The sequence below is a fragment of the Desemzia sp. FAM 23988 genome (assembly GCF_045528365.1).
GTDB lineage: Bacteria > Bacillota > Bacilli > Lactobacillales > Carnobacteriaceae > Desemzia.
In genome coordinates this window covers 16,563-42,167 of record NZ_JBGQQS010000025.1, presented here as the reverse complement: position 1 = coordinate 42,167, position 25,605 = coordinate 16,563, and the positions used below count along the sequence as shown (strand labels likewise).

At 37.1% G+C, this 25,605-nt stretch carries 16 protein-coding genes; 13 read left to right on the top strand and 3 right to left on the bottom strand.

Annotated elements, in window-relative coordinates; translation table 11 throughout:
* Window positions 1-240: 240 nt before the first annotated feature.
* The 13 genes from ACEN4L_RS11600 (at window position 241) to ACEN4L_RS11540 (ending at window position 21,724) form a co-directional block, all read left to right on the top strand.
* Window positions 241-882 carry a YesL family protein gene (locus ACEN4L_RS11600; RefSeq protein ID WP_407097444.1) on the top strand — a complete coding sequence of 214 codons (642 nt, stop codon included), beginning with the start codon at window positions 241-243 and terminating at the stop codon, window positions 880-882.
* Between the two features lie 42 nt (window positions 883-924).
* The gene (locus ACEN4L_RS11595) at window positions 925-3,213 is read left to right on the top strand and encodes a helix-turn-helix domain-containing protein (protein ID WP_407097443.1); all 2,289 of its coding nucleotides are present in this window, start codon (window positions 925-927) and stop codon (window positions 3,211-3,213) included.
* 265 nt (window positions 3,214-3,478) lie between these two features.
* On the top strand, window positions 3,479-4,471 hold the full coding sequence (locus tag ACEN4L_RS11590) for an ABC transporter permease (protein WP_407097442.1): 993 nt from the start codon (window positions 3,479-3,481) through the stop codon (window positions 4,469-4,471).
* A 21-nt stretch (window positions 4,472-4,492) separates the two neighbouring features.
* Window positions 4,493-5,422: a carbohydrate ABC transporter permease gene (locus ACEN4L_RS11585; RefSeq protein ID WP_407097441.1), complete on the top strand. Its 930-nt coding sequence runs from the start codon at window positions 4,493-4,495 to the stop codon at window positions 5,420-5,422.
* A gap of 31 nt (window positions 5,423-5,453) precedes the next feature.
* Complete coding sequence (locus ACEN4L_RS11580; protein ID WP_407097440.1) at window positions 5,454-7,094, top strand: extracellular solute-binding protein; 1,641 nt, start codon at window positions 5,454-5,456, stop codon at window positions 7,092-7,094.
* 117 nt (window positions 7,095-7,211) lie between these two features.
* Complete coding sequence (locus tag ACEN4L_RS11575) at window positions 7,212-8,495, top strand: glycoside hydrolase family 125 protein (protein WP_407097439.1); 1,284 nt, start codon at window positions 7,212-7,214, stop codon at window positions 8,493-8,495.
* A 7-nt stretch (window positions 8,496-8,502) separates the two neighbouring features.
* On the top strand, window positions 8,503-9,888 hold the full coding sequence (locus ACEN4L_RS11570; protein WP_407097447.1) for a glycoside hydrolase family 1 protein: 1,386 nt from the start codon (window positions 8,503-8,505) through the stop codon (window positions 9,886-9,888).
* A 23-nt stretch (window positions 9,889-9,911) separates the two neighbouring features.
* On the top strand, window positions 9,912-12,626 hold the full coding sequence (locus ACEN4L_RS11565; protein ID WP_407097446.1) for an alpha-mannosidase: 2,715 nt from the start codon (window positions 9,912-9,914) through the stop codon (window positions 12,624-12,626).
* Window positions 12,623-14,833, top strand: a complete 2,211-nt coding sequence (locus ACEN4L_RS11560) for a GH92 family glycosyl hydrolase (RefSeq protein WP_407097438.1) — start codon at window positions 12,623-12,625, stop codon at window positions 14,831-14,833. Before ACEN4L_RS11565 ends, ACEN4L_RS11560 begins: the two co-directional genes overlap by 4 nt.
* 51 nt (window positions 14,834-14,884) lie before the next feature.
* The gene (locus ACEN4L_RS11555) at window positions 14,885-17,923 is read left to right on the top strand and encodes a glycoside hydrolase family 2 TIM barrel-domain containing protein (RefSeq protein ID WP_407097437.1); all 3,039 of its coding nucleotides are present in this window, start codon (window positions 14,885-14,887) and stop codon (window positions 17,921-17,923) included.
* A 116-nt stretch (window positions 17,924-18,039) separates the two neighbouring features.
* Entirely contained in the window at window positions 18,040-18,993 is a 954-nt protein-coding gene (locus ACEN4L_RS11550; RefSeq protein ID WP_407097436.1) for a N(4)-(beta-N-acetylglucosaminyl)-L-asparaginase, read from the top strand.
* A gap of 15 nt (window positions 18,994-19,008) precedes the next feature.
* Window positions 19,009-20,325, top strand: coding sequence for a Sapep family Mn(2+)-dependent dipeptidase (locus tag ACEN4L_RS11545; protein ID WP_407097435.1), 1,317 nt, complete (start codon window positions 19,009-19,011; stop codon window positions 20,323-20,325).
* Window positions 20,326-20,365: 40 nt separating this feature from the next.
* Window positions 20,366-21,724, top strand: coding sequence for an exo-alpha-sialidase (locus tag ACEN4L_RS11540; RefSeq protein WP_407097434.1), 1,359 nt, complete (start codon window positions 20,366-20,368; stop codon window positions 21,722-21,724).
* Between the two features lie 227 nt (window positions 21,725-21,951).
* Here ACEN4L_RS11540 and ACEN4L_RS11535 read toward each other — a convergent pair whose 3' ends face one another.
* From ACEN4L_RS11535 to tyrS, 3 genes are all read right to left on the bottom strand, one after another.
* On the bottom strand, window positions 21,952-23,412 hold the full coding sequence (locus ACEN4L_RS11535; RefSeq protein WP_407097433.1) for an amidase: 1,461 nt from the start codon (window positions 23,410-23,412) through the stop codon (window positions 21,952-21,954).
* A gap of 145 nt (window positions 23,413-23,557) precedes the next feature.
* A complete protein-coding gene (locus ACEN4L_RS11530; protein WP_407097432.1) occupies window positions 23,558-24,046 on the bottom strand; it encodes a GNAT family N-acetyltransferase in 489 nt (162 codons plus the stop codon).
* 150 nt (window positions 24,047-24,196) lie between these two features.
* Window positions 24,197-25,459 (bottom strand): tyrosine--tRNA ligase, encoded by a 1,263-nt coding sequence (tyrS, locus tag ACEN4L_RS11525; protein ID WP_407097431.1) that lies wholly within the window; start codon window positions 25,457-25,459, stop codon window positions 24,197-24,199.
* Window positions 25,460-25,605: the final 146 nt, after the last annotated feature.

The following is a 25,605-nucleotide window of genomic DNA, read 5'->3' as shown; positions in this document are numbered from 1 at the left end:
TCCATAAGTTGGGTCCTTTTTATTGGTCTTGGATAAGTCATCCAAGTTCAGTATAAAGGACTTTTTTGCATATTGGAATAGGATACATAACATTGTGAAACATATTATGTTTCATGCAACACTAGTGATGAAAAGACTAAAAAAACTGGATTTGAAGTTTTTTTTATTAAAGCAAAAAGTAAGCGGTTCCTTTGTGGTTGTTGAAACGATTTTAAAGACTGAATTAGGGGAGTTAATAAAATGTCAGATAATATTAAGAAAAGTAAATTTTTAAACGCACTTATTTCATTTGGAATGTGGATTTACAATTTTTTTATTTTGCAATTATTTTGGGTTCTACATAGTTTAAAAGGATTTATTGTATTTGGAGTTTTTCCTGCGAGCGCTTCTGTTACAAGAGTGATGTATAGATGGTTTGATGAAAAAGGGGAAAGTTTTTCTATAAAAGAAGAATTTAGTCAAGCATACAAAGCATACTTCAAACGTTCAAACCAAATTGGGTACATGATGCTCCTGGCATTTGCAATTTTATACATTGATTTAAGAGTATCGAATGTGTTTATTCAATCTATCATTTTACATACGCTGATATTGTTTCTTGGGTTCCTTGTTCTTTGTGTTGGTATATACACGTACACGATTATGATTCGATACAACTTCTCTTTGAAAAACACCCTTAAACAATCTTTTTTTATCGCTCTTTCCGTTCCATTATTTACTCTTTCAGCTGTAGTAGGGTTAGTTATTGTTAGTGCCCTGATGAGAAATTATCTTTTTCTGCTATTCTTTTTTGGAATACCATTATTTTTTCTGCCTATAGTATGGTTCACCTATACTGGAGCAATAAAAGCAGAAGAAAAGAGAAAGGAACTACAGGATTAATGCCAGACCGTTTGTTGTAAGAAAGGGGGATAAAATTTAGCAATGAGAAAAATTCCAAACTCTGATCTGTTTAAAAGTTATTTTGGTTCTTATTTACTTGTTTTTTCTATTCCTTTTATCATTTCTTTAATTGCAGTGAATATAATTTATGTCAGAAGTATCCGTGAAGAATTAACCTCAGCGAATCAGACTTCTTTAGAACAAGCAAGTTTACAGTTAGATGAACAAATTATGGAAATGGATTCAGTCGGGAATCAAATCAATTATACTCGTGATTTTGTTCCGCATTCGTTAAGTAAAAAGGAAGAATATAGGGAATATGTAGAACGCTTAAGGATGTATGATAACTCAATCCGTTCTACAAAAGGCATTTATATTATTATTAATGATCATCCAACTGTTTTTTCATCTAAAGGTACTATGTCGCTAGAGGCATTAATGAATAATACAAGTGATTTTAATATTACTGAAAAAGATCGGTTAATGGAAGAAATTATGCATCCTACAGAGAATGCATCTGTTTATACATTGGATAGGTTCTCAGGTAGTAATCTCTCTAACAATAAAATTGTCTATTATACTATGCCGCTTGAAGGAACATCTCCTGAATATGAATATGGCGTTATTCTTTTCGTAATGAATATGGATCCCTTAAAAGCAAATCTTAAAGCAATGGGTAATGAGGATGAAAGGATTTCGTTTGTAGCGGATAAAAAAGGAAGCTTGCTTTTTTCAAATGGAGAAATCTCTAAAGTGTCCCAATCAGACATCTTAAACAAAATGCCAGTCATCATGAATAATGAAACAATTCAAATCAATCAGAAAAATTTTACATTAAATAGTCACTCTAATTCAATCACAAGTTGGACAATCGTTTCTTTGATTGAAACAGTTCGTTTTTATCGCCCACTATATCGAGTATTATTTATTTTCATAGCAGCGGCAGTATTGCTTAGTCTTGTAGGCATGGGTGTTTCTTTTTACTTTGCTACAAAAAATTATCGGCCAATTAAGCGGTTAACGAGTACATTTTCATCAGAAGAAGATAAAATAAGTGATGAGTGGATGTTTATACAAACAAATGTAAAGCGCACTCGATCAGAATATAATTTGTTAAATCGTTTGATGAATGAGCAGGCTCCAATTGTACGAAATTCTGCATTATTGAACTTAATTGAAGGAAAGTACCTCCAAGACGACAAGTTTATAAATGGTTTGAAAGATATAGGAATAAATTTTCCATTTCCTTTATTTGCTATTTTAATTTTAGAACTTGGAGAAAAATCTGTGGAAACTAAAAATATTATCAATATAGAAAAAATTGTACAAAAATTAATTAAGACTGAAGAAAATCTAGATTGCTATATTGTTGAAGCAACTGTTCCACATTTTAAAAATAATCAGATTTTTGTCATCTTAAATATGGAAGAGGATAATAAAGCCCATTGGAATAAAACCATTTCATTTATTAAAGAAAAAATTGAGAGTGAAGATTTGCCAAAAAATGAAGCGTGGAAGTTTGCAGTCGGGAATGCCTACGAATCAGTAACTAAAATTAAAAATTCGTATATTGAAGCTAGTTCTACATTGGAACAATTGAATTCCTCTTCTTCTAAGACATCATCTATCATGTTTTTCAAAGAAGTGTCGCAAAAGAACGGTATAACGAATCCGACAGACATGATTCATTATCCAAATGAAGAAATGTTGGTTCTGATGCAAAGCATGAAGCAAGGGAATAAAGAAACTGCATTAGAAACAGTGGAGTCTTTATTTTATAAAATTGAACAATATGCTTATCAAGCAATTGCCACACAGGCAGTAGTCGCTGATGTATTTAATACTGTGTTTAAATTAGCTATTGATTTGGAAATAGACGATTACTATAAACAAGCTCTACAGTTATCTAATTTTTCCAATACGAAAGAAACAAAAGAAGTGTTAAACAGCATTGTCATTTCTATTTGTAATAACATAAATGAAAGACAAAAAACGGAAAGTATAAAAGCAGAACAAAGAGTTGTTCAATTTATTTACCAAAATTATGATTCCCCTGATATTTCATTGGAAAGAATTGCTTCCGAGAATAATATTTCTATTTCATATGCCAGTAAACTAATTAAGGAAGAAACAGGAAAGTCTTTTTCAAATACTATACAAGTATTGCGTATGGGACGCTTTAAAGAGTTGCTGTTGACAACGAAAGAACCGATACAAGAATTGGTTAAAAAGATTGGATATTATGATGTATCTAATTTCACCAGGAAATTTCGGAAAGAAAATGGAATAACACCTGGAGAGTATAGAAAAAGATATCGAGAAAGCAATTAAAAAACAAAAAAGATATGAATGGGTAAACTATTCGTATTTTTTTTGTGTAGATGTGTAGAAAAATTACACATTCTATAATGCACAATCATTGATTTGATAATGTTTTTAACAAAAAAGCGTAAAAAACAACACATTGTAAATAATGCCTGATCTACATATAATGAAAGTGCTTACATTAGGGGTGGCCAACCACAAGCAACTAGGAGAAAGATGATTCTATTTTTACTCCTAAGAATAATATAGAAGAAGGAGGAATCAAATTTGTATGGAGAAACAAGCTAAGAAAATAGCGAGTATCCCAAATACTACAATTAGAAAGGGAAGCCTAGAAAAGACAAGGATAAAATCAAGTTGGAAAGATAAAACAAAAAAAATCCTCTCTAGCTGGCAACTATATGTATTGATATTACCTGCCTTTCTTTACTTTTTAGTTTTCCATTATGGACCTATGTATGGTGTTCAAATAGCCTTTAAAGACTATATGCCATCATTAGGAATTTGGGATAGCCCTTGGGTAGGACTTGCACACTTTGAAAAGTTCTTTGATTCTTATTACTTCTTGGATCTATTAAAGAATACATTGGGGATTAGTATTTATTCCTTAGTAGTTGGTTTTCCAATACCAATTATGTTAGCACTAGCCTTAAATGAAGTGAAAGATGGCGCATTTAAGAAAATGGTTCAAACAGTTACTTATGCTCCTCATTTTATTTCAACAGTCGTTATCGTTGGGATGATTATTGCTTTCTTATCGCCAACAAATGGGATTATTAATCACGGTTTGGAAGCATTTGGTTTTGAGGCAAAAGCATTTATGGAAGATCCTTCTTGGTTTAAATCAATTTATGTTCTTTCAGGAGTTTGGCAGAGCACAGGATGGAGCTCAGTCATTTATATGGCAGCTTTATCAGGGGTAGACCCGCAATTGCACGAAGCGGCTACAATCGATGGAGCATCAAGGTTACAGAGAATGTGGTACATCAATTTACCAGTTCTTATTCCTACCATGGTTATTTTACTCATTATGAATTTTGGAAGTATTATGTCTGTAGGACATGAAAAAATATTATTGATGCAAAATCCATTGAACATGCCGTCTTCTAACGTAATTTCTACATTCACTTACCAGCAAGGGTTATTGGATGCTCAATATAGTTATGCGGCAGCGATTGGTTTATTTAATTCAGTGATCAATGCGGCACTATTGATTGTAGTGAATAAGGTATCTCGTAAAGTAAGCGATGTATCCTTATGGTAATAAGGAAGGGGAGTGAGGAAAATGAAAAGTGCTGCAGTTATAAAAAATTCTACCATTAAAGAATCTAAAACAGATCGAATGTTTCTTACCGTTGTGTACCTATTGCTATTGATCGCGCTATTAATAGTAGTCTATCCTTTGGTTTATATCTTAAGTGCTTCAATCAGTGACCCATCTGTTGTAAACTCGGGAGAAATGTGGCTGTTTCCAAAAGAAATTACATTCAAAGGGTATCAAACGATATTGCAAAATGAAGCTATTTGGAGAGGATACCTCAATACTATTGTTTACACCGTGGTTGGAACATTAATAAATCTTGCGGTGACTATTCCGGCGGGGTATGTTTTGTCGCGTAAGGATTTTCCTCTCAAGGGCTTTTTTACAAAAATGATGATTATCACGATGTTTGTTTCTGGAGGGTTAATTCCAAGTTATATTTTAATAAATGATTTAGGATTGTCAAATACGATGTGGGCTTTGATTTTACCAGGAGCGGCGTCTGTTTATAACATAGTGATTACTCGAACGTTTTTCCAATCTACTATTCCTGATGAGCTAACGGAAGCAGGCCTTATGGATGGGGCTTCAAATTTCAAACTATTTACTGCAGTAGTTTTACCATTGTCTAAGCCAATACTAGCTGTAATGGCTTTGTTTTATGGAGTTGGTCATTGGAACCAGTATTTCCAAGCATTGATTTATATTGATGATCGAAATAAGTATCCATTGCAAATGGTTTTGAGAGAAATTCTTGTGTTACAGGATTTATCTTCAAATCCAACTACTATGATGACAGAAGAGACTGCAATGTACTTAAATGAACAACAAAACTTAAGCGCTATCATAAAGTATGGTGTTATGATTGTTGCTACACTGCCTATTATTATTGTGTATCCATTTTTACAAAAATATTTTGTAAAAGGTGTAATGATAGGTTCTATTAAAGGGTAATAAAAAATAAAAATTAGGAGTGAATATTCAAATGAAGAAAAATAAACGATTTTTAGCAACGGGACTCTTATTCTCCACTTCATTATTATTAGCAGCATGTGGAGGTAGTTCAGCTAGCGAAGGTAATTCCGATGAAAATACACAATCAGATACTCAAGAAGTTGCAAAAGAAGGTTTCCCATTTGTTGAAGAACCTATCAATATGACGCTGATGGCTCCTGGAACTGGTATGGCAGAATGGGAAGACATGCCGACGATGATAGAATATGAAAAAATGACAAATATTGATCTGGACTATACCACACCACCATTGAGTGATTTTAGCACAAAATTCAACTTAGCTTTTGCTAGTGGAGACGTACCGCATATGCTTTTTGGACCAGGGACAGATGTTCTAACACCAGCTTTAGAAGTAGACTATGGTAAACAAGGTTTGCTATTGCCGTTAAATGACTTAATTGACGAATATGCACCAAACTTGAAAGCAGCTATGGAAGAAAATCCAGAAATTAAGCAATCTATCACAACAACTGATGGAAATATTTATAGTTTGCCACGAATTAATGGAGGAGCAAGCTCAACTTGGATAAGAGGGCCTGTTTGGATTAATGGAGACTGGATGGATGCTTTAGAAATTGAAGAGGCACCTAAAACGATTGATGAGTTATATGACATGCTTGTTAGATTTAAGACGGAAGACCCAAATGGCAATGGTAAAGCAGACGAAATTCCTTTTACAGATGTAAAAATGGATAGTACTCGTCCATGGTTGCTTTCAGCATTTGGAATTAAAGAATGGGGAATTGAAGAAAATGATGGTGTTGTCCGTTACGCTCCAACAACAGAGAATTATCGTGGCTATTTAGAATTCATGAACAAATTATATTCAGAAGGATTACTAGACCAAGAAGTATTCTCTCAAGCAGATGAACAGAAAAAAGCTAAAGGAGAGAACAATCAGTTAGGAATGTTTCCAGATTGGTTCTCATTCTTTACAACTGGTCAAACAGAAGAAGAAGCTGTTAATAACCCAATGATGGGTCCAATGACAAGTGAGTATTCTGAAGAATTAATATTCCCGATGAGTACAGGAATTCAAAGAGGTACGTTTGCGATTACAAAAGATAATCCAAACCCTGCTGCATCTATGAGATGGGTAGATCACTTCTACTCCCAAGAAGGATATGATTTCTTGAACAGAGGACCTGAAGGTTATTTATGGGATTGGGCAGATGAAGAAGGCGGAGCAAGAGAATACAATGAAGATTTAGAAGCCAGTGACAGAGAAGAATACCGAGGACAAATTACTCCAGATTACGGAATTACTACACCAGGAAATTCAGATTTTGAATTAGAGCCAATCGGTGATAGTGAAAAATCAAAATTTGAAACGTTTATAGAATCAGAAACGGAAGAGAAAATTAATCAACATGGAGAAGTTGCATTCCCGCTTGTATATTTAACTTCAGAAGAACAAGATACAGTAAGCGGAATCGAAGTCGACCTTCAAACATATATCCGTAACTCTGAAGCACAGTTTATTACGGGACAACTTCCATTAGATGATGAAAATTGGGATAAGTATGTGTCTACAGTTGAAAATATGGGTGTTGAAGAATACGTATCGGTATACCAAGCTGCTTACGACAGATGGGCAGAAGCTGGAGAATAATAAAAAAGGTAAGTAATCTTTATTGATTTAAAGAATATAGCTCGTATTTGTTTTCTGGACCTATGAAAACTGTACGAGCTATTCTATCTAGGACTAATTTATTGGAGGTAACTAATAATGGAAAAAACTCTTCCCAATTCTATTCAAACGTTTATGACTCATATTAATTCATTAGGGAAAGAACATCCTGAGTGGTTGGAAATTTTTAATGGCAGTTTTTTAGATACATTACAAAATACAGTGGAAATTTTAGAAGATGACACTACTTTTGTATTAACTGGAGACATTCCAGCAATGTGGTTAAGAGACTCGACGGCACAAATCCGTCCTTATTTATTTCTTGCAAATGAAAGTGAAGAAATTAAGTCTATCATTAAAGGATTGATTGAAAGACATTTTAAACTTATTCATATCGATCCGTACGCAAATGCATTTAATGAGAAAGAAAATAACGCAGGACACCAAACGGATTACACAGAAATGAAGTCTATTGTATGGGAAAGAAAATATGAAATTGATTCGTTATGCTACCCTATCCAATTAAGTTATTTGTACTACAAACAAACAAAAGATACCTCTCATTTCAATGATACATTCTTGAGAGCGGTAGAAGATATTTTGACTGTTTGGGAAACAGAACAACGACACGAAAATTCCCCTTATCTATTTGAACGAGATACTTGGCGTAAAGAAGACACATTAGTGAATGAAGGAAAAGGTTCAGAAGTGGCTTATACCGGCATGACGTGGTCTGGCTTCCGTCCTAGCGATGACACATGTGAATACCATTATCTTGTGCCTTCGAATATGTTTGCTGTTGTTGTATTGGGCTACTTGGAAGAAATTTTTACGGATGTTTTACCGGATTATGCAAAAAAAGAACGCGTGAAAAAATTAAGAGAAGAAATTAAAGCAGGAATCACGAATCACGCAATTGTTGAAAATAAACAAGGCAAAAAAATATATGCATATGAAGTAGATGGATTAGGCAACGCATCTATTATGGATGACGCAAATATACCAAACCTTCTTTCAGCACCGTACCTAGGTTTTTGCTCTGCTGATGATCCAGTTTATGTCAATACTCGTGAAACAATTCTCAGTTCAGAAAATCCTTATTATTACAGCGGATCAGAAGCAGCAGGAATTGGAAGTTCGCATACACCTGAAGATTATATTTGGCATTTATCTTTAGCTATGGAAGGTTTGACTAGTGATAATAAAGAAGATAAGAAACATCTTCTTGATACGATGGTAAAAACAGATGGCGGAAAGAAAGCTATGCATGAAGGATTTCATAAAAACGACAGCACACAATATACTAGAGAATGGTTCTCATGGCCAAATATGCTCTTTTGTGAATTAATGTTGGATTACTTTGGATATACGATTGAGAGGTGAAAAAATGATGGTAAAGAAATTTCCGGAAAATTTTCTTTGGGGAGCAGCAACATCTGCGCCTCAATCAGAAGGCGCACAATATGAAGAAGGCAAAACACCTAGTACGTGGGATGTATGGTATGAAAAAGAACCAGAGCGTTTTTATAACGGGGTAGGTCCAAAAGATACTTCACTAACGTATGAAAGATATGGGGAAGATGCAAAATTAATGGCAGAAATGAATTTAAATTCCTTTAGAACATCTATTTCTTGGAATCGTTTGTTACCAGATGGCAAAACGGTAAATGAAAAAGCTGTTCGATATTATCGCGATTACTTTTCAAAGTTAAAAGAACAAGGGGTAGAACCTATAGTAAACTTGTTCCACTTTGATATGCCATGGTGGCTGATGGAAAAAGGCGGCTGGGAAAGCAGAGAATCCATTGAACATTTTGCTTATTATGCAGATACAGCATTTGAACAATTTGGAGATATAGTCCAAGATTGGATGACCTTTAATGAGCCGATTGTTCATGTGCAGTGTGGTTATTTAGGAAACGATCACTGGCCACAAGTGAATAACTTTAAACGAGCTATTCAAGTTGCTTATCATACGATGCTAGCACACGCTGCAGCAGTAAAAGTATTTAAAGAAAAACAACGGAATGGAAGAATCGGAATCATCTTAAACCTGTCTCCAGTTTATGCTCGCTCTGATAAGGAGGAAGATCAAGAAGCAAGAGGAAATTCTGAATTACTTCATATAAAGAGCTTTTTAGACCCGGCTGTTTTAGGAAAATACCCAGAAGAGCTTGTGACGATGCTTAGAGACAATGATTTATTACCAGCTGCTGAATCAGGAGATTCTGAGCTATTGACGGCAGGAAAAGTAGACTATTTAGGTGTCAATTATTACCAACCATTACGCGTCCAAGCTGTAAATAAAGAAAAAGTTCATCATCCTGCAAAAAGCCCAAGTGATTTTTCACGTGCTTATGATTGGCCGGAAAAAAGAATGAATCTATATCGGGGATGGGAAATATATCCTGAAGGAATTTATGATATAGCTATAATGCTTAAAGACGAGTATGAAAATATTCCATGGTATATTTCAGAAAATGGAATGGGTGTTTCGGATGAAGAGCGTTTTATGGATGAAGAAGGAATTGTTCAAGATGATTACCGAATTGAATTTATCCGGGATCATTTAGACCAAACATTGAAAGCCATTGGCGAAGGAGCAAATTGTTTTGGTTATCACTTATGGACATTTGTGGATTGCTGGTCTTGGTTAAATGCATATAAGAATCGTTATGGTTATTATCGCTATGATTTAGAAACAGGCAAACGAATTCCTAAAAAGAGTTCGTTTTGGATGAGTGAAATCATTCAAAGGAATGAATTAGATCGTTAATATTTTTGTATTGAAGGAGTTATATTATGAAAACCGTTCATATTATTTCGCACAGCCATTGGGACAGGGAATGGTATTTGCCATACGAAAAGCACCATATGTTATTAGTTGAATTGATTGATGATGTATTGGAGCTATTTGAAACAGATCCTGAATTTAAGAGTTTTTATTTAGACGGACAAACAATTATTTTAGATGATTATTTAGCAGTTCGTCCTCAAAAGAAACCATTGCTAGAAAAACACATTCAAAATGGAAATCTAAAAATAGGACCCTTTTATATTCTTCAAGATGCCTTTTTGACGAGTAGTGAATCCAATGTTCGAAACATGTTAATTGGTCACCGTGAGAGTAAAAAATGGGGGTCAAAAGTAGATATTGGATATTATCCTGACACTTTTGGAAATGTTGGTCAAACTCCTCAGTTAATGAAACAATTGGGATTTGATATTGCAGCATATGGAAGAGGAGTAAAACCAACTGGATTTGCGAATAAGTCTACTGAAGAAGATAATTTTGTTTCTTCTTATTCTGAAATGAAATGGGTTGGTGTAGACCAATCAGAAATTATTGGCCTTCTATTTGCTAATTGGTACAGCAATGGGAATGAAGTTCCGGCAACTGAAAAAGAAGCTAAAATATTTTGGGATCAAAAATTAAAAGATGCCGAGGCTTATGCGTCAATGGATCAATTATTGTTCATGAACGGCTGTGATCACCAACCTGTTCAAAGAGATTTATCAAAAGCAATAGAAGTTGCGAATGAATTATATCCAGACTACAATTTTGTTCATTCCAATTTTGAGGAATATATGGGTCAAATGATGTCAGAACTTCCTGAAGATTTGGATACTGTTAAAGGCGAATTGACTTCTCAAGAGACAGAAGGATGGTATACCTTAACGAATACAGCTTCTGCTCGGACATACTTGAAACAAGCGAATCACCAAGTTTCTGTGTTATTAGAACAAATTGCAGAACCATTAGCAACGATGGCGTATGAAGTAACTGGGGAATATCCTCATGACCAACTGGATTATGCTTGGAAAATTTACATGCAAAACCACCCGCATGACAGTATATGTGGCTGTAGCGTAGATGAGGTTCATGCTGGAATGATGACTCGTTTCCAAAATGCAAGAAATGTTGGAGAATATGTTAAAGATGAGTCTATGGATAAATTGACGAACCATATCAAAACTGCACAAGATGGAATGGAAAAAGCAGTACCATTTGTAGTGTTTAATACAGCCGGTTCAGAAAAAAATGGAGTTTCTTCAATCAGCTTGGATACAGAAAAAATTTACTTTTCTGAACAATTTCCAACAGCAAGTTACGAAGAAATCAGAGAAGCAGATGCTCCTAAATACAAAATAGTGAATGCCTCAGGGGAAGAAGTGGAAGCCGAAATTATAAATGAAGGGCCACGCTTTGGATACGAATTGCCAAAAGATGCTTTTAGGCGTCCTTATATTTCAAGAAATATAACGGTTCAACTTCCTGTTAAGCAAATGGCCTCGTATTCTTGGGATACGTATTATCTAGTTCCAGTCGGAGAGAGAGTTATTCATGAAGAAAACCAAGAGAGGGATAAAACAGACGTAACCCTTAAAAATGACTGGGTGTCTTTAGAAGTAAACAGTGATGGAACGATTAGCGTGACTGATTTAAAACAAAATAGAACTTATTCTAATTTATTGGTCTTTGAAGATGTTGGAGATATTGGAAATGAATATGTATTTAAACAACCGAATAACGAAAAACCAATTTATTCACTGAACAAATTAGTAAGTGCTCAGGTATCAAAAGAGACTACATTCTTTAAAGAATTAACTTTGGTACACGAAATGGACGTTCCAGTTAGCGCAGATGAACAATTGGAAATAGAACAGCAAGCAGTCGTCGAATTTAGAAACCGTAAAGCTCAACGTGTGAAAGAAACGAAGCCATTACGTATTGAAACAACTGTTTCTCTCGTTAAAAATAGTCGTCACCTTTCATTTTCATCCACTCTTCACAATGAAATGAAAGACCATCGACTACGAGTGTTGTTCCCAACAGGTATTCAAACAGATGTCCATTATGCAGACAGTATTTTTGAAACGGTTAAAAGGGAAAATAAGGTTAGTGCAGCATGGACAAATCCGACGAATCCACAAAGAACGCATCGTTTTATTAATGTTCGTACAGACTCTCATGGAATGGTATTGGCACCTCAAGGGATACCAGAGTATGAAGTGATTTCAGAGAACGACCAACAAACGATTGGCTTAACGTTGTTCCGCGCAGTAGGAGAAATGGGAGATTGGGGTTACTTCCCAACGCCAGAAGCACAATGCCAAGGAACTTATACATTTGACTATTATTTAAGCTTCCATGGAAAAGATGACGTAGAAAAAAACTACAAAGAAGCTATTTATAGTTCAGTTCCATTATTGACCTATCAAACTGACTTGCATGATGGAACACTGAAATCAACAGATCAATTTCTCTCAGTTGATGGAGAAAACATTGCAGTAACGGCTTTAAAACGGAACGCAGGTACAAACAACCCAGTGACTCGTTTTTACAATTTTACAAGTAAAAAGAGCCCTTATAAATTAGAAATGGGTTCATATAAACCTGTTGAAGCAACTATTTTAGAGGAAGAAGTACCATACAATGGGAATACCCAAGAAGTAAAACCGTTTGAAATTAAAACACATATTTGGAAAAAAATGGAGGAAAGCGAAGTATGAAAGTAACTACGGTAGATACGCGACATGGTTCGTTAAATAAACCAGGATTTTCAAATGGGAACACTCTCCCTTATACAGGCGTTCCTTTTGGAATGAATTACTTCGTCTTACAAAACCAAATGGGATCGAATTGGATGTTCGATCCTACTTATCCCCTTTTCCAAGGTATTCGGCTGACACATCAGCCGAGTCCTTGGATGGGAGATTTTAGTTCATTTTTAATGACTCCAGTTACAGGAATGCCGACAGGAACTCACGTTGAATTGAATCAAAGTTCATACAAAATTGACAGAGCTTTTTTTCAACCACACTATTTTAAAGCAGATCTGTTGCGTTATCGTTTAGGAGTAGAGTTGGCTCCAACAACTTACGGAGCAAAATTAAAGCTGACTAATCAAAGCGAAAAGGAACTAGGCCTTCTTTTGCATACTAATGAAACCATTGACTACACAGTAGATAGAGAAAGTAATCGACTCATTGGGAGATTACCTCAAAAAGTAGATAGCGATAAGTCTTTGTTGTACTTTTATTTTGTGTTGGATTTTGGCACCGCTGAAGAGGATAAAGTTTCTTACTTAACATTTGATGAAAAAGAAGGCTGGACAAAAACGCTTGAGCTTGAGGACACCATTACAAGTTGTTTATTTATCAGTCTAGGTAATCATTTGGAAGAAGCGGAAATTTCTTTGGGCACTTCCTTTATCAGTGAACAACAAGCTTTACTAAACTTAGAAAGAGAAAGTTTGACCGAATCATTTGAAGAGATAAAAGAAAAGGCTGCAGATGAGTGGGAGTATTATTTAAGTAAGATCGAAGTAAGCGATCGAGACACGCAAAAGGTTCAGGATTTTAACTTTTATTTGTACCGAATGTTCTTATTCCCGCAAACCTTTTACGAATTGGATGATGAAAATCAGCCGATTCATTTTGACGTATACAGCAACTCTATTAAAAAAGGTAAATTCTTTACGAATAATGGTTTCTGGGATACTTATAAAACAGTCTATCCGCTGTATTCGTTAATTATTCCAGAAAAATACAAAGAAATCTTAGAAGGCATCCGGCACTTTTATGAAGAATCTGGTCATTTGCCTAAATGGATCAGCCCAGATGAACGTGGCTTAATGCCTGGAACACTTGTGAACGCAGTGATTGCAGATGCTGGTGTGAAAGGGTTATTAAATGAAGAAGAAATGCGATTCCTTTTAGATGCTATGGTGAAAGAAGCCACAATTCCGCCTACAGAAGAAAAGTTTGGGAGAAGTGGGGTACAAGACACACTGGCTTATGGTTATGTGACAAATAATAAAATTGAAAGCGTTAATCAAACTCAAGACAATGCCTATAGTGATTTCTGTATCCGACAAGTAGCCAAAATCCTTGGAGAAGAGGAAATAGCAGGTCAATACGAAAAAGCGGCTTTAAATTACCATCATTTATTTGATGAAAATTCCGGTTTTATGCGAGGAAAAGATGCAGAAGGAGAGTATAAAGAATCCTTCGTGCCTGAAGATTGGGGATATGATTATACGGAGGGAAGTGCTTGGCAAAATAGTTTAGCTGTGTTTCATAATTTCCAAGACTACATAGATGTATTTGGAGGCAAAGAAGCGTTCTTAGAACATCTTGTTCGTCTGACAAATAGTGATCCTACCTTTGAAATTGGAAACTATGGAATGGAAATACATGAAATGAGCGAACTGGCAACTGCCGAATTTGGGCAAATTGCGATTTCGAATCAACCCAGTTTCCATATTCCTTACTTGTTTGCTTATATTGGAAAACCGGCTTATACACAGTTGTTAGTCAAACAACTCTGTGAGCACGCTTTTTCAACCCATTTTGATGGTTATCCAGGAGATGAAGATAATGGCAGCATGTCAGGTTGGGTCATTTTTAGTATGTTGGGGTTCTATCCTGTGACTCCTGGTGTTCCTCAATATGTATTGGGAATACCACAATTTGATAAAAGCGTGGTTCATTTGCCGAATGGAAAAACGTTTACTACAGTTGTACCTAATCAATATCCGCAAAACAATTTTGTACAGCGGACGAAGCTAAATTCAGAAACAATGGAAAGTCTTTATCTAAATCATGAAACCATTCTTAAAGGCGGAAAACTGGAAGTCAAACTAGGCTTATTACCCTCAGAAAATGACTATCTTCCTCATGAGCTGCCTTATTCATTAAAGAATGAAGATAGCTAGTACAGACATTATTAAATATGGACTGGAGATTTATTCACAAGGAGGGGCATGATGCAAACAAGTTTAAATCGTGAATCTGCTCGAGCGGATTTTATTCCATATGGGTCACTAAAAGCTTATCAGCACAGAAAACAATGGAACGAATCTGATCGAACGATGAGTTTGAATGGAGCGTGGTCTTTTTCTTACTGGTCTAATCCTTTAGAGGCTGGAACGGCTTTCGCTGCAAAAACGTATGATGTTTCTAAATGGAAAGATATCTCGGTTCCTAGCCATTGGCAATTGGAAGGATATGGGAAGCCGCATTATACAAACGTTCAATATCCTATACCATTGGATCCTCCATACGTACCAGATGAGAATCCCACCGGGAATTACGCAAGAGATTTTTATTTGCCCGTTGGATGGGATGAAAAAAAAGTTTTATTGCGTTTTGAAGGAGTGGACAGTTCACTAAAGGTTTGGGTAAACGGGGAAAAAGTAGGTATGAGTCAAGGAAGCCGGTTACCGGCTGAATTTGATATTACTTCATATGTAAAGGGTGAGAAAAATCGAATTGCCGTTCAAGTAACGAAATGGTCTGAAGGAACCTATTTGGAAGATCAGGATATGTGGTGGTTATCGGGAATATACCGAGATGTAACTTTAATTGCTCGCCCACAAACGTATTTTCAAGATACATTTGTTCATTCAGAAGTGAATGATGCACTTTCTTCTGCTCAATTAATGGTAGAGTCTGAACTCATTGGAGATACAGAAGGGATAACGGTCGTACATTCTTTAGTCGATCCTTTGGGGAAGGTACTTTATAGAGAGGAAGAAGCTGTTCAAGTAGATAATCAATATTGGAAATGGTCTGTTCCTGTAAAAGACATTCAACTGTGGTCAGCCGAGACCCCTCATCTGTATGAAGTCCAAATTGAACTACGAGATATCCATAATCAAGTTTTGGAGACAGTTATCCAAAAAACTGGATTCCGAAAATTAGAAATAAAAGGAGGGTTGTTATATATAAATCAAGTTCCCATCAAATTAAAAGGGGTTAATCGACACGAGTTTCATCAAACAAAAGGACGAGCAATTGATTATGAGGATATCATTTTAGACCTCAAACTATTAAAGCAAGGGAACTTTAACGCTATTCGAACGAGTCATTATCCAAATACACCGGCGTTCTATGCATTGTGTGATGAATACGGATTTTATGTTATGGACGAAACGGATGTCGAAACACATGGCTTTGAAATAGATGGCAAGGTAGACGAATTAGCCAATCAAGAAATGTGGGAAGAGGAATATGTTTCCCGGATGGAACGAATGGTGGAACGAGATAAAAATCACCCTTCTATCTTTATGTGGTCTGTGGGAAACGAATCTGGAGCAGGAAAAAACCATGAAAAAATGGTTCAATTTACAAAAGAACGTGACCCTACACGGTTTGTCCATCATGAAGGAGAGTCATTAAAAATCAACTGGAGAGGAAAATTATTAGAAGAAGAACCAAAACTTTCTGCTGTTCATTCTACAATGTATACAGACTTGCCGCTTTTAAAACAATTAGGAGTACAATCACAAATGAAAAAGCCGCACATTGTTTGTGAGTATGCCCATGCCATGGGAAATGGTCCAGGAGCTCTTCAAGACTATTGGGACATCTTCTATAAGTTCCCAAGACTTCAAGGGGGATTCATTTGGGAATGGTGTGATCAAGGTATATTAGCTGAAAATGAAGAAGGGACATTAGTCTACCATTATGGCGGTGATTTTGGTGATGAACCGAATGATGCGAACTTCGTTATTGATGGTTTAGTGCAACCGGACAGAACACCGTCTCCCGGATATTATGAAGCAAAAAAAGCTCAAGAACCGCTTACAACTAAATGGCTCTCTAGTACTGAAATTGAAATAACCAATCGCAAAGATTTTACCACGGTGGATGACTTAACTGCAGAGTGGGTACTAAAAGTAGAAGGAGTTGCGATTCAAAAAGGTACTATTGATATTGTTGGGATTCAGCCGCATTCGGCAGTCAAACGAACACTATCTTATAATATACCAACTCATCAACAAAACGAGGCCGTGTGGATAGAAATACAGTACACTTCTAAACAAGATATGAAATGGTGTGAAAAAGGGTTTGAATTGGCCTGGAGTGAGTATGTATTGTACTTGCCGACAAGTATTTCTGTTTCAACTCCAGTGCCAGAATCAGCTGAAACAGGTCCATTTGTAAAGAGTGAGGCTGAAACCACTCTTGCCATTCAAAATAACTGTACTCAGGTATTGTTCAGCAAAGTAACTGGGAATCTGTTGGATTGGACAGTCCAAGGAGAAAAATTCTTTAAAACTGCGCCACGTCTAAATTTGTATCGACCGTTAACAGATAATGATCATCGAGTAGGAGCAACATGGAGAAATTATGGCCTGCATCAAACTCAAGAGCGTCTAGTATCAATTAATTACGATGATTCCCTTGAAAATACAACAGTAACGGTACAAAAAGTGGTTGGAACAAGAAAATTAGCGTGGAAGATCCATCTCACTTATGAATACAAGTTGAAGAAAGATGGTACATTGTCTTTTCATGTAAAGGGTAAACCAGAAGGACGTTTTCCTGATACGATTGCTCGTATTGGCTTAGAATCAGGAATACGCGCAGAGTACAAACATATTTCTTGGGTTGGAAAAGGGCCAAATGAAACGTATGTTGATACACAATCAGCAGGAAGATTTGGGTTATTTGAAAGTTCTGTAGAAAATTTAAATTTTCCCTACATTTATCCGCAAGAGAGTGGAAACCATTTAGACACTCATTGGGTTAAATTAAACGCCCAGGAAAGAAAACAAGTGCATATTTCCAGCACCAATTCATTTTCGTACAGTATCCATTCTAGTTCTCAAGAAAATATCGATTTAGCTCAGCACCGAGAAGAATTAGTGCAATCTCCTTTCAACTTTTTATATCTTGATATAGCACAGAATGGAATTGGGACTGGGAGTTGCGGTCCGGATGCACAGCCGGAATATACATTAAAAATGGACGATTTTGAGTTTGATTTTATTTTTCAACAAAGCCAGTTCAACCAGTGATGGAAACAAAAAGATTCTTTTTGAGGAAACACGAAAAGCTTTGCTTGCTGACTATTTTGAAGCAAGTAAAGCTTTTATACTTTGTAGTATACGAAACTTGCTAAGGAGGAAAACGAATGACTTATGGAATGATTGCAACATGGCGGATGGCTTATGAAGGAGTTCTTCATCAATCAGAAAAATTAGCTGATGGAAGTAGTGCAGGAGATGTACTTGAGGGAGTCATCAAAGAAGTAGAAGAGTTTGCCAATTTTATCTCAGTCGGTTATGGAGGCCTTCCGAACGAAGAAGGAATAGTGCAATTGGATGCAGCATACATGGATGGAACTACGTTAGAAATAGGGGCAGTTGCTGGGCTGGAGAATATAAAAAATCCCATTTCAGTTGCCAGAAAATTAAGTAAAGAGCGATTCAATTCATTTCGTATTGCTGAAGGAGCAAAAAAATGCGCAGTGAAAATGGGTTTTGAACAAGAAGATTTATTGACAGAAAAGTCTAAAGAAAAATGGGAAGAGAAAAAAAAGGAAATTGAAGCTAAAGAAATATCTCCTTATGATGGTCACGACACAATTGGGACGGTTGTATTAGATAAAGCCCATCATATGGCTGCAGGAACATCCAGTAGCGGTCTATTTATGAAAAAAGAAGGTAGGGTTGGAGATTCTCCTCTGCCGGGTTCAGGATTTTATGTAGACAGCGATATCGGCGGTGCAGCAGCAACCGGTTTGGGCGAAGATTTAATGAAAGGCATTTTAAGTTACGAAGTGGTTCGGAAAATGGAAGAGGGATTACCACCAAAAGATGCAGCACAGCGAACTTTGGAGGAATTTGAAAAGAAATTAAAGAGAAAATATGGGAAAGTTGGAGCGATGTCGCTCATTTGTATGGACAATAAAGGGGAATGGGGTATTGCGACAAATGTAGAATTTACGTTTGTTGTTGCAACTGAATCGCAAAAACCCACGATTTATATTTCTCATCGGACAGAAGATGGACAGGTGATAATAGAAAAAACAACCGAAGAATGGTTGAAGGATTACTTGGGAAACGTAAACAATCGGACTGAATAGAGGAGGAGACGAAATGTGGAAAAATGGATACCAGGAGCTATTGATGAACAGATTGAAGACTATCTAAATGCGTTACAAAAGATGGTTCGTATAGAAAGTGTTGAAGGGAATGCAACTCCTGAAGCTCCGTTTGGAAATGGACCGAAACAAGCTTTAGAACAAGCTCTATCCATTGCTGAAGATTGGGGGTTTCAAACCGTTTCGATAGATAACGCTGTTGGTTACGCTGAATGGATCAATGATTCCACGACAAATGACTATGTAGGAGCTCTTGGACATGTAGATGTTGTGCCTGCTGGAACTGGCTGGTCGTATCCTTCTTTTGAGACCACTATTGAAAATGGCATAGTTTATGGGCGTGGTGTGTTAGACAATAAAGGACCAACGATGGCTGTTTTGTTTGCTGCTAAGTTATTGAAAGATTCAGGGCAAACGTTTAAGAAAAATTTGCGGGTTATGTTCGGAACAAACGAAGAAACAGGGTCGAAAGATTTGCCTTTTTACTTAGCTAAAGAGCAGCCGCCAGTATACGGATTTACACCAGATAGCCAATTTCCTGCTGTCTATGCAGAAAAGGGAGTTGTCGGTATTCGTTATAAGACGTCCTTTTTAAAAGGTGATTTAGATGGATTAACAGCCATTCGTGGAGATTTTATTTCAAGTTCAGTTCCTGATGAGGCGGTATTTATTTTTGGAAATGGAACTGAAAAAACCTTTTATGGAAAGCGGGCTCCTAGTAATGAGCCGCAATTAGGAGAAAATGCCATTACAATGGCCGTTGAGAATTTAAAAGATCATTCGACACTATCCTTCGAACTGCAGGCTTTCTTTAATTGGGCTTCAACTACTTTTCATGATAAGCATTACGGAGAAGGATTGACTTCAATGAATGATTTGAACATATCAGATATGGCTATTCAAATTACCCCTTATAAGATAGAGATAAAAGAGGAACAAGTGATAGTTGAAGTTTCTTTTCGCTATTCAGTGGATTATACAGAAGCACAGGTTTTGTCTTTAATAAAGGAAAGTAATTTTAAGAACACAACAGTTGAAGTTATCCGTTCAATGCCTCCTAAAATATTGGATCGTACTCATCCAATGTTAGAAATAATGAAGCGTACTTATGAGGAAGTAACTGGTCTAGATGGTACTCCAATCGTTACGACTGGGGCAACCTATGCACGTTTTATGCCGAATATTATAGCCTTTGGACCATCTTTTCCTGGGCAAATTGGAATAGCACATAACAGTGACGAGTACATGTATATAGATGATTTAAAACGAAATATCAAAATATATGAATTAACGTTACAAGAAATGCTTCAATAAAAATAAAACGAAAACTGATTAGAAGGGATGTCGTCATAAATTGACTTCTTTAATCCAAGAACAAACTTTATTTTATTCAGGTATGAATGACTCAAAAGGATATCGTATTCCATCACTCATTACCACACAAAAAGGGACCGTTATAGCTGGAATTGATGCTCGTTTATACAACCAACAAGATAATCCAAATAAAATCAATATTTGTATTAGAAGAAGTGAAGACAACGGAAACACTTGGTCTCCAATTCAGACAGTAGTTGCTTTTCCAGATGAAAAATTAGATAGTGCTGCAGCGGTTGATTCTTCTCTTTTGCAAGATGAAGAAACCGGGACAATTTGGTTAATGTATTGCCATACTCCTGGAGGCATTGGGTTATGGAATAGTGAACCAAGTGTAGGTTTTGATTTAGCTGGTCAGCGTCAGCTATATGACAATAAAAAACAGCCTTATGAGTTGGAAGAAAATGGAGAAGTCAGAAATACAAAAAGAGAATTAAGCCGGTATACTGTTGATGGTGATGGAAGTGTGTTCATTAATGGACGAAAAACAGGACACATTTTTGAAAAAATTGATGAAAGCAATAAGCATTTATTGGTTGAAGCTTCAACTTCATTTTTGCAGTTGGTTAAAAGTGAAGATGATGGAAAGACATGGTCTAAGCCAATAGAAGTGAATCCCCATGTAAAAGAAGATTGGATGCGTTTTATAGGCACTGGACCTGGAAGGGGTATTCAAATTAAGAATGGGATTTATAAAGGAAGACTTGTTTTCCCTATCTATTTTTCGAATGAATCCGGGAGAATGTCCAATGCAGTTGCCTACAGTGATGATCATGGAATCAATTGGAAACGTGGCTCTACTCCGAATGATGGGAGAGAGGTTGATGGAAAGATTTTGTCTGCAAAAACATTAACAGAAGAGACTTACGAACTAACAGAATCACAAGTTATTGAACATGATGACGGGACTGTTGAGTGTTACGTTCGAAATCATTTTGGAAATGGAACGATTGCGAGAGCAGTAAGTGAAAATGGCGGAGAAACATGGGGACAACTCGAATTTGTAGAAGATTTAATCAATCCTGTTTGCCAAACAAGTGTCTTAACTATTCCTAATTCTGAAAAAGAAACGACTTCTATTCTATTTCTAGGAGCCCACAGTAAAACGGAAAGAAAAAAAGGAACTATCCAACTTAGTGAAGATAGCGGAAAAGCTTGGGCGTACAAAAAAATGATTGAACCAGGTGCGTTCTCTTATTCTTGTATGACGTTATTAAAAAACAATGATGTAGGAATAGTGTATGAAACTCAAGATGAAGAAGGTATGGTTAAGATTGTGTTCAAAAGAATGGGGTTGGAATGGATAAAAAATAGGTTCATGGGAAAATTGACTAGGTAATTATAGCTATTTTGCATAATCTACTCTCTTTAATAATCAGACTCTTGTAATAATAAGTAACCTCGACTTTAAAAATATTTTTTATTTCAATGATGCTTGGTGGCATATCTAAACAAATAGTACTGCTATAAACAAAAAAACTATGAAAGAAAAGTTTCACTTTCACAGTTTTTTATTTGTGTTCAGACAATAATAAAACACTTAAAATAAAAACAATAGAATACTGCCTAGATAAACTGTCCATCTGCTTCCATGTCGCGTCCAATGGCTAACAACCAGTCTTCTTTCCCTTTAGGAGCCGTGAATTGAACCCCAAGCGGCAATCCTTCTGTAGTTAAAAGCACCGGCAAACTGATCGAAGGCTGTCCGCTTAAATTGGCTTGCATGCCAAATGGTGTAATAGGCAAGCTTTTATCGAACATGTCCCACACCACTTGTTGTTGTTCTTCAGAACTTACTTCAGCAATATTTCTCATTCGTTTCAGCATGTCTTCGTCTTGCCATTGCGTACCTACTTTAGGCGCGCTGTCGGCAGTTGCGGGAGTTAGGAATAAATCAAATTCTTGATTAAATTCTGCCATCACTTCCGCAGCTCGATCCCAAGTATTCAATGTTTTAGAGTAAGCAGCCGCAGAAATGGTTTTTCCAGCGTTGTACAATACCCACGTCACCAATTCCATATCATCAATGGTCAATTTGCGCTGTAGAGTGATTTCGATGGATTCCATCATTGCAGTTGTTTCGCCAGAATTCATGACGTAGTAACTCTTCATCAAATCAACTCCATCAATCGGCGGCGTTTTTTCTACCACAGTGTGTCCTTGAGCTTTCAACCAGTCGACCGTCTTCAGAACAGCTTTTTTAGCTTCCTCACTAACTTCAGACAAAATAGGGGATTCTAATGAGTAAGCAATGTTGAATTTAGGAGTCGGTTTTTCTAAGGCATTCAAATAGCCTTCTGTAAATAAAGGTGTCTGGAAGGCAGCCGCTGGTTGGACAGTTTGCAACACATCCATCATGGCCGCTGTATCCCGAATGGATTTGGTCAACGCGAAGCTGATCGAAGCACCTTGCCAATTTCTGCCAGAACCTGGCCCAAGTGGAGTGCGACCGCGAGTTGGTTTCAGACCGACTAAGCCGGTAAAAGAAGCGGGAATCCGAATCGAACCGCCGCCATCACTGGCACCCGCCACAGACACCATACCTGAAGCCACACTTGCTGCCGCACCGCCGCTGGAACCGCCTGGAGAATAATCTGGATTCCAGGGATTACGAGAAGGTCCGTACAATTCGGGTTCGGTAATGTTCTTAAAACCGAATTCTGGTACATTGGTCTGCCCGATTACAATAAAACCAGCATCGATCAAGGCTTGAGTAAAGTGACTCGTTTGAACAGCTACCGAATCTTTAAACAAATGAGCTCCAGACGTGCTTGGTTCACCAGCTAGAGCTTGACCTAACCCCTTGACCAAAATAGGTACACCGCCATAAGGCTTGCCGCTAAAATCTCGTTCTTCGGCTTCTTTCAAAGCTTGTTCCTTTCGTGTATGAATCACCGCGTTTAACTGCGGATTTTCTTTTTCAATCATTTGAAAAGCTTGTTCTACCAGTTCTTTTGGCGTGACAGTTTTATTTCGTACTTGCTCTGCGTAAAATAATCCGTCTTGTTCACGATTGATAATACTCACAACATCCCTCTTCCCTAAAAATTCTTCTTGTTCAGTTTAGCATTGCCGCGTTGAGAAAAGAACTCAAGCTTAGAAAAACGAGTTGAAAAAAGTGGCTATCTAGCCTTTTTCCAGCATAGATAGCCACTATATAAACAAAGTTGTTTTAGATTGTATAACTCAAAACGTAATCGTCCATCGCAAAACCATTGCCGATATCCGCTACTTGTTCGCAGACTTTTTTGAAGCCCAACTTTTTATACACCGCTATAGTAGGTGCGTTGTATTTATTGACGGTCAGACCAATAGACTCTTTATTTTTTTCAAATGCAATTTTCTTCAGTTCTTCAAATAAGAAGCGTGCTACACCTTGGCCGCGAGCAGCTTCAGTAAGATACAATTTGCTCAAGAAAAGCTGGCTTTCTTGAAGTTCATAACTGACATATCCAGCATCTTGGCCATCTACTTGAACCAGCCAATAAATCTTGCCGTCTTGAAGGTCTTTTTCAATGGCTGCTTGCGACTGAATGGTTTCCAACATATATTGCACTTGTTGCTCGCCAAGAATGGCGGTGTAGTGTTCTTCCCAGATCTCACGCGCCAAAACTGCCAACGTGTGTGCATCAGAAGGTTGAGCGATTTGGATATTAATCATGTGGTGACATCTCCTTGTACTAAATATGAGGTTAGAAAGGTGAAAATCGAACTCTACGAGAGTCAAAACGCTTTTCTCCGCTCTTTGCTTTTAAAACGAGCTGCGAAAAGTATCCTATACACCTATAAGCTGAGCGCTTTTCTCCGCTCTCTAAACGAGTTTCACTAAAAAGTATTTTTTCTTGCCTTTACGGACTAGGATGAAACGTTCTTCGAAGGAATTTTCTGGTTTGATGACTGCCTCTACATCCGTTTCTTTTTCACCATTGATCGAGATCGCTCCATTAGTGATGTCTTCTCGCGCTTGGCGTCTAGACGGCTCGATGCCTACAACGTCTACTAACCATTCCACGATATTGCGTTCTTCTTTTGGTGCTTCAAAAGTCGGCATGTTTTTGAAGCCTTCTTCGATTTGTTTAGCGGTCAAGTCTTTGACTTCTCCAGAGAACAAAGCGGCAGTGATTTTTTCAGCATCTGCTAAGGCTTCTTCACCGTGAACAAATAATGTCATTTCGCGAGCCAAAGTTTTTTGAGCTTCGCGTTTGTGCGGTTCGGCTTCAACTTTCTCGGCTAACGCATCGATTTCTTCTTGGCTCAAGAAAGTAAAGTATTTCAAGTAACGAACTACATCACGGTCGTCTTGGTTTAACCAGAATTGGTAGAACTCGTAAGGCGTTGTTTTTTCTGCATCCAGCCAAACTGCTCCGCCGGCTGTTTTCCCGAATTTAGTACCGTCAGCTTTTAACAGTAGTGGAATCGTTAAGCCGAATGCTTTAGCTTCAGCGCTTTCTTGTTTGCGGATGAATTCCAAACCAGCAGTAATATTTCCCCATTGGTCTGCGCCTCCAACTTGTAATTGAACATCTTCATTGCGGTATAAATGCAAGAAATCGATGGATTGCAAGATTTGGTAAGTAAATTCAGTAAATGAGATTCCAGTTTCCAAACGGCTGGCAACGATATCTTTAGATAACATCGTATTCACGTTGAAACTTTTTCCGACATTGCGCAAGAAGTCTAATAAAGTCAGCTCGCCAGTCCAATCTAGGTTGTTGACTAAACGAATCGATTTTTCGTCTTTACCAGCATCAAATAGTTTCTCCATTTGCTCTGTTAATTTTTCGACGTTGGCTTGCACTTGTTCAGCCGTTTGCAGCACACGTTCTTCGGATTTTCCGCTAGGATCTCCGATAGAGCCTGTTGCACCGCCAATTAAGATAACGGGTTTATGACCAGCTAATTGAAAACGTCTTAGAACCATAAAAGGAATCAAATGACCGATGTGCATACTGCCTGTAGGGTCGATTCCGCAGTAGACCCCGATTTCCTTCTCTGAAACTAGTTCACGTAAACCAGCCTCATCCGTTTGTTGGTTGATGGCTCCGCGCCATTCTAATTCATCAATAATATTCATGTTTTTTACCCCTTTTCTATTTTTTTGTATAAAAAAACCCGATGAAAAGAACAAGTCTTTTCATCGGGACGAATGTATTTTCCGTGGTACCACCCAATTTGCAAGCAAACGTCAGTTGAACTGAGTTCGTTGCCTCTTCAGTACTA

What these genes read in the sequence shown, in the direction of transcription:
- ACEN4L_RS11550 (WP_407097436.1), top strand. Translation starts at nt 18,040, where the DNA reads ATGACTTATGGAATGATTGCAACATGGCGGATGGCTTATGAAGGAGTT.
- ACEN4L_RS11560 (WP_407097438.1), top strand. Translation starts at nt 12,623, where the DNA reads ATGAAAGTAACTACGGTAGATACGCGACATGGTTCGTTAAATAAACCA.
- ACEN4L_RS11530 (WP_407097432.1), bottom strand. Translation starts at nt 24,046, where the DNA reads ATGATTAATATCCAAATCGCTCAACCTTCTGATGCACACACGTTGGCA.
- ACEN4L_RS11555 (WP_407097437.1), top strand. Translation starts at nt 14,885, where the DNA reads ATGCAAACAAGTTTAAATCGTGAATCTGCTCGAGCGGATTTTATTCCA.
- ACEN4L_RS11580 (WP_407097440.1), top strand. Translation starts at nt 5,454, where the DNA reads ATGAAGAAAAATAAACGATTTTTAGCAACGGGACTCTTATTCTCCACT.
- tyrS (WP_407097431.1), bottom strand. Translation starts at nt 25,459, where the DNA reads ATGAATATTATTGATGAATTAGAATGGCGCGGAGCCATCAACCAACAA.
- ACEN4L_RS11570 (WP_407097447.1), top strand. Translation starts at nt 8,503, where the DNA reads ATGGTAAAGAAATTTCCGGAAAATTTTCTTTGGGGAGCAGCAACATCT.
- ACEN4L_RS11575 (WP_407097439.1), top strand. Translation starts at nt 7,212, where the DNA reads ATGGAAAAAACTCTTCCCAATTCTATTCAAACGTTTATGACTCATATT.
- ACEN4L_RS11595 (WP_407097443.1), top strand. Translation starts at nt 925, where the DNA reads ATGAGAAAAATTCCAAACTCTGATCTGTTTAAAAGTTATTTTGGTTCT.
- ACEN4L_RS11585 (WP_407097441.1), top strand. Translation starts at nt 4,493, where the DNA reads ATGAAAAGTGCTGCAGTTATAAAAAATTCTACCATTAAAGAATCTAAA.
- ACEN4L_RS11590 (WP_407097442.1), top strand. Translation starts at nt 3,479, where the DNA reads ATGGAGAAACAAGCTAAGAAAATAGCGAGTATCCCAAATACTACAATT.
- ACEN4L_RS11600 (WP_407097444.1), top strand. Translation starts at nt 241, where the DNA reads ATGTCAGATAATATTAAGAAAAGTAAATTTTTAAACGCACTTATTTCA.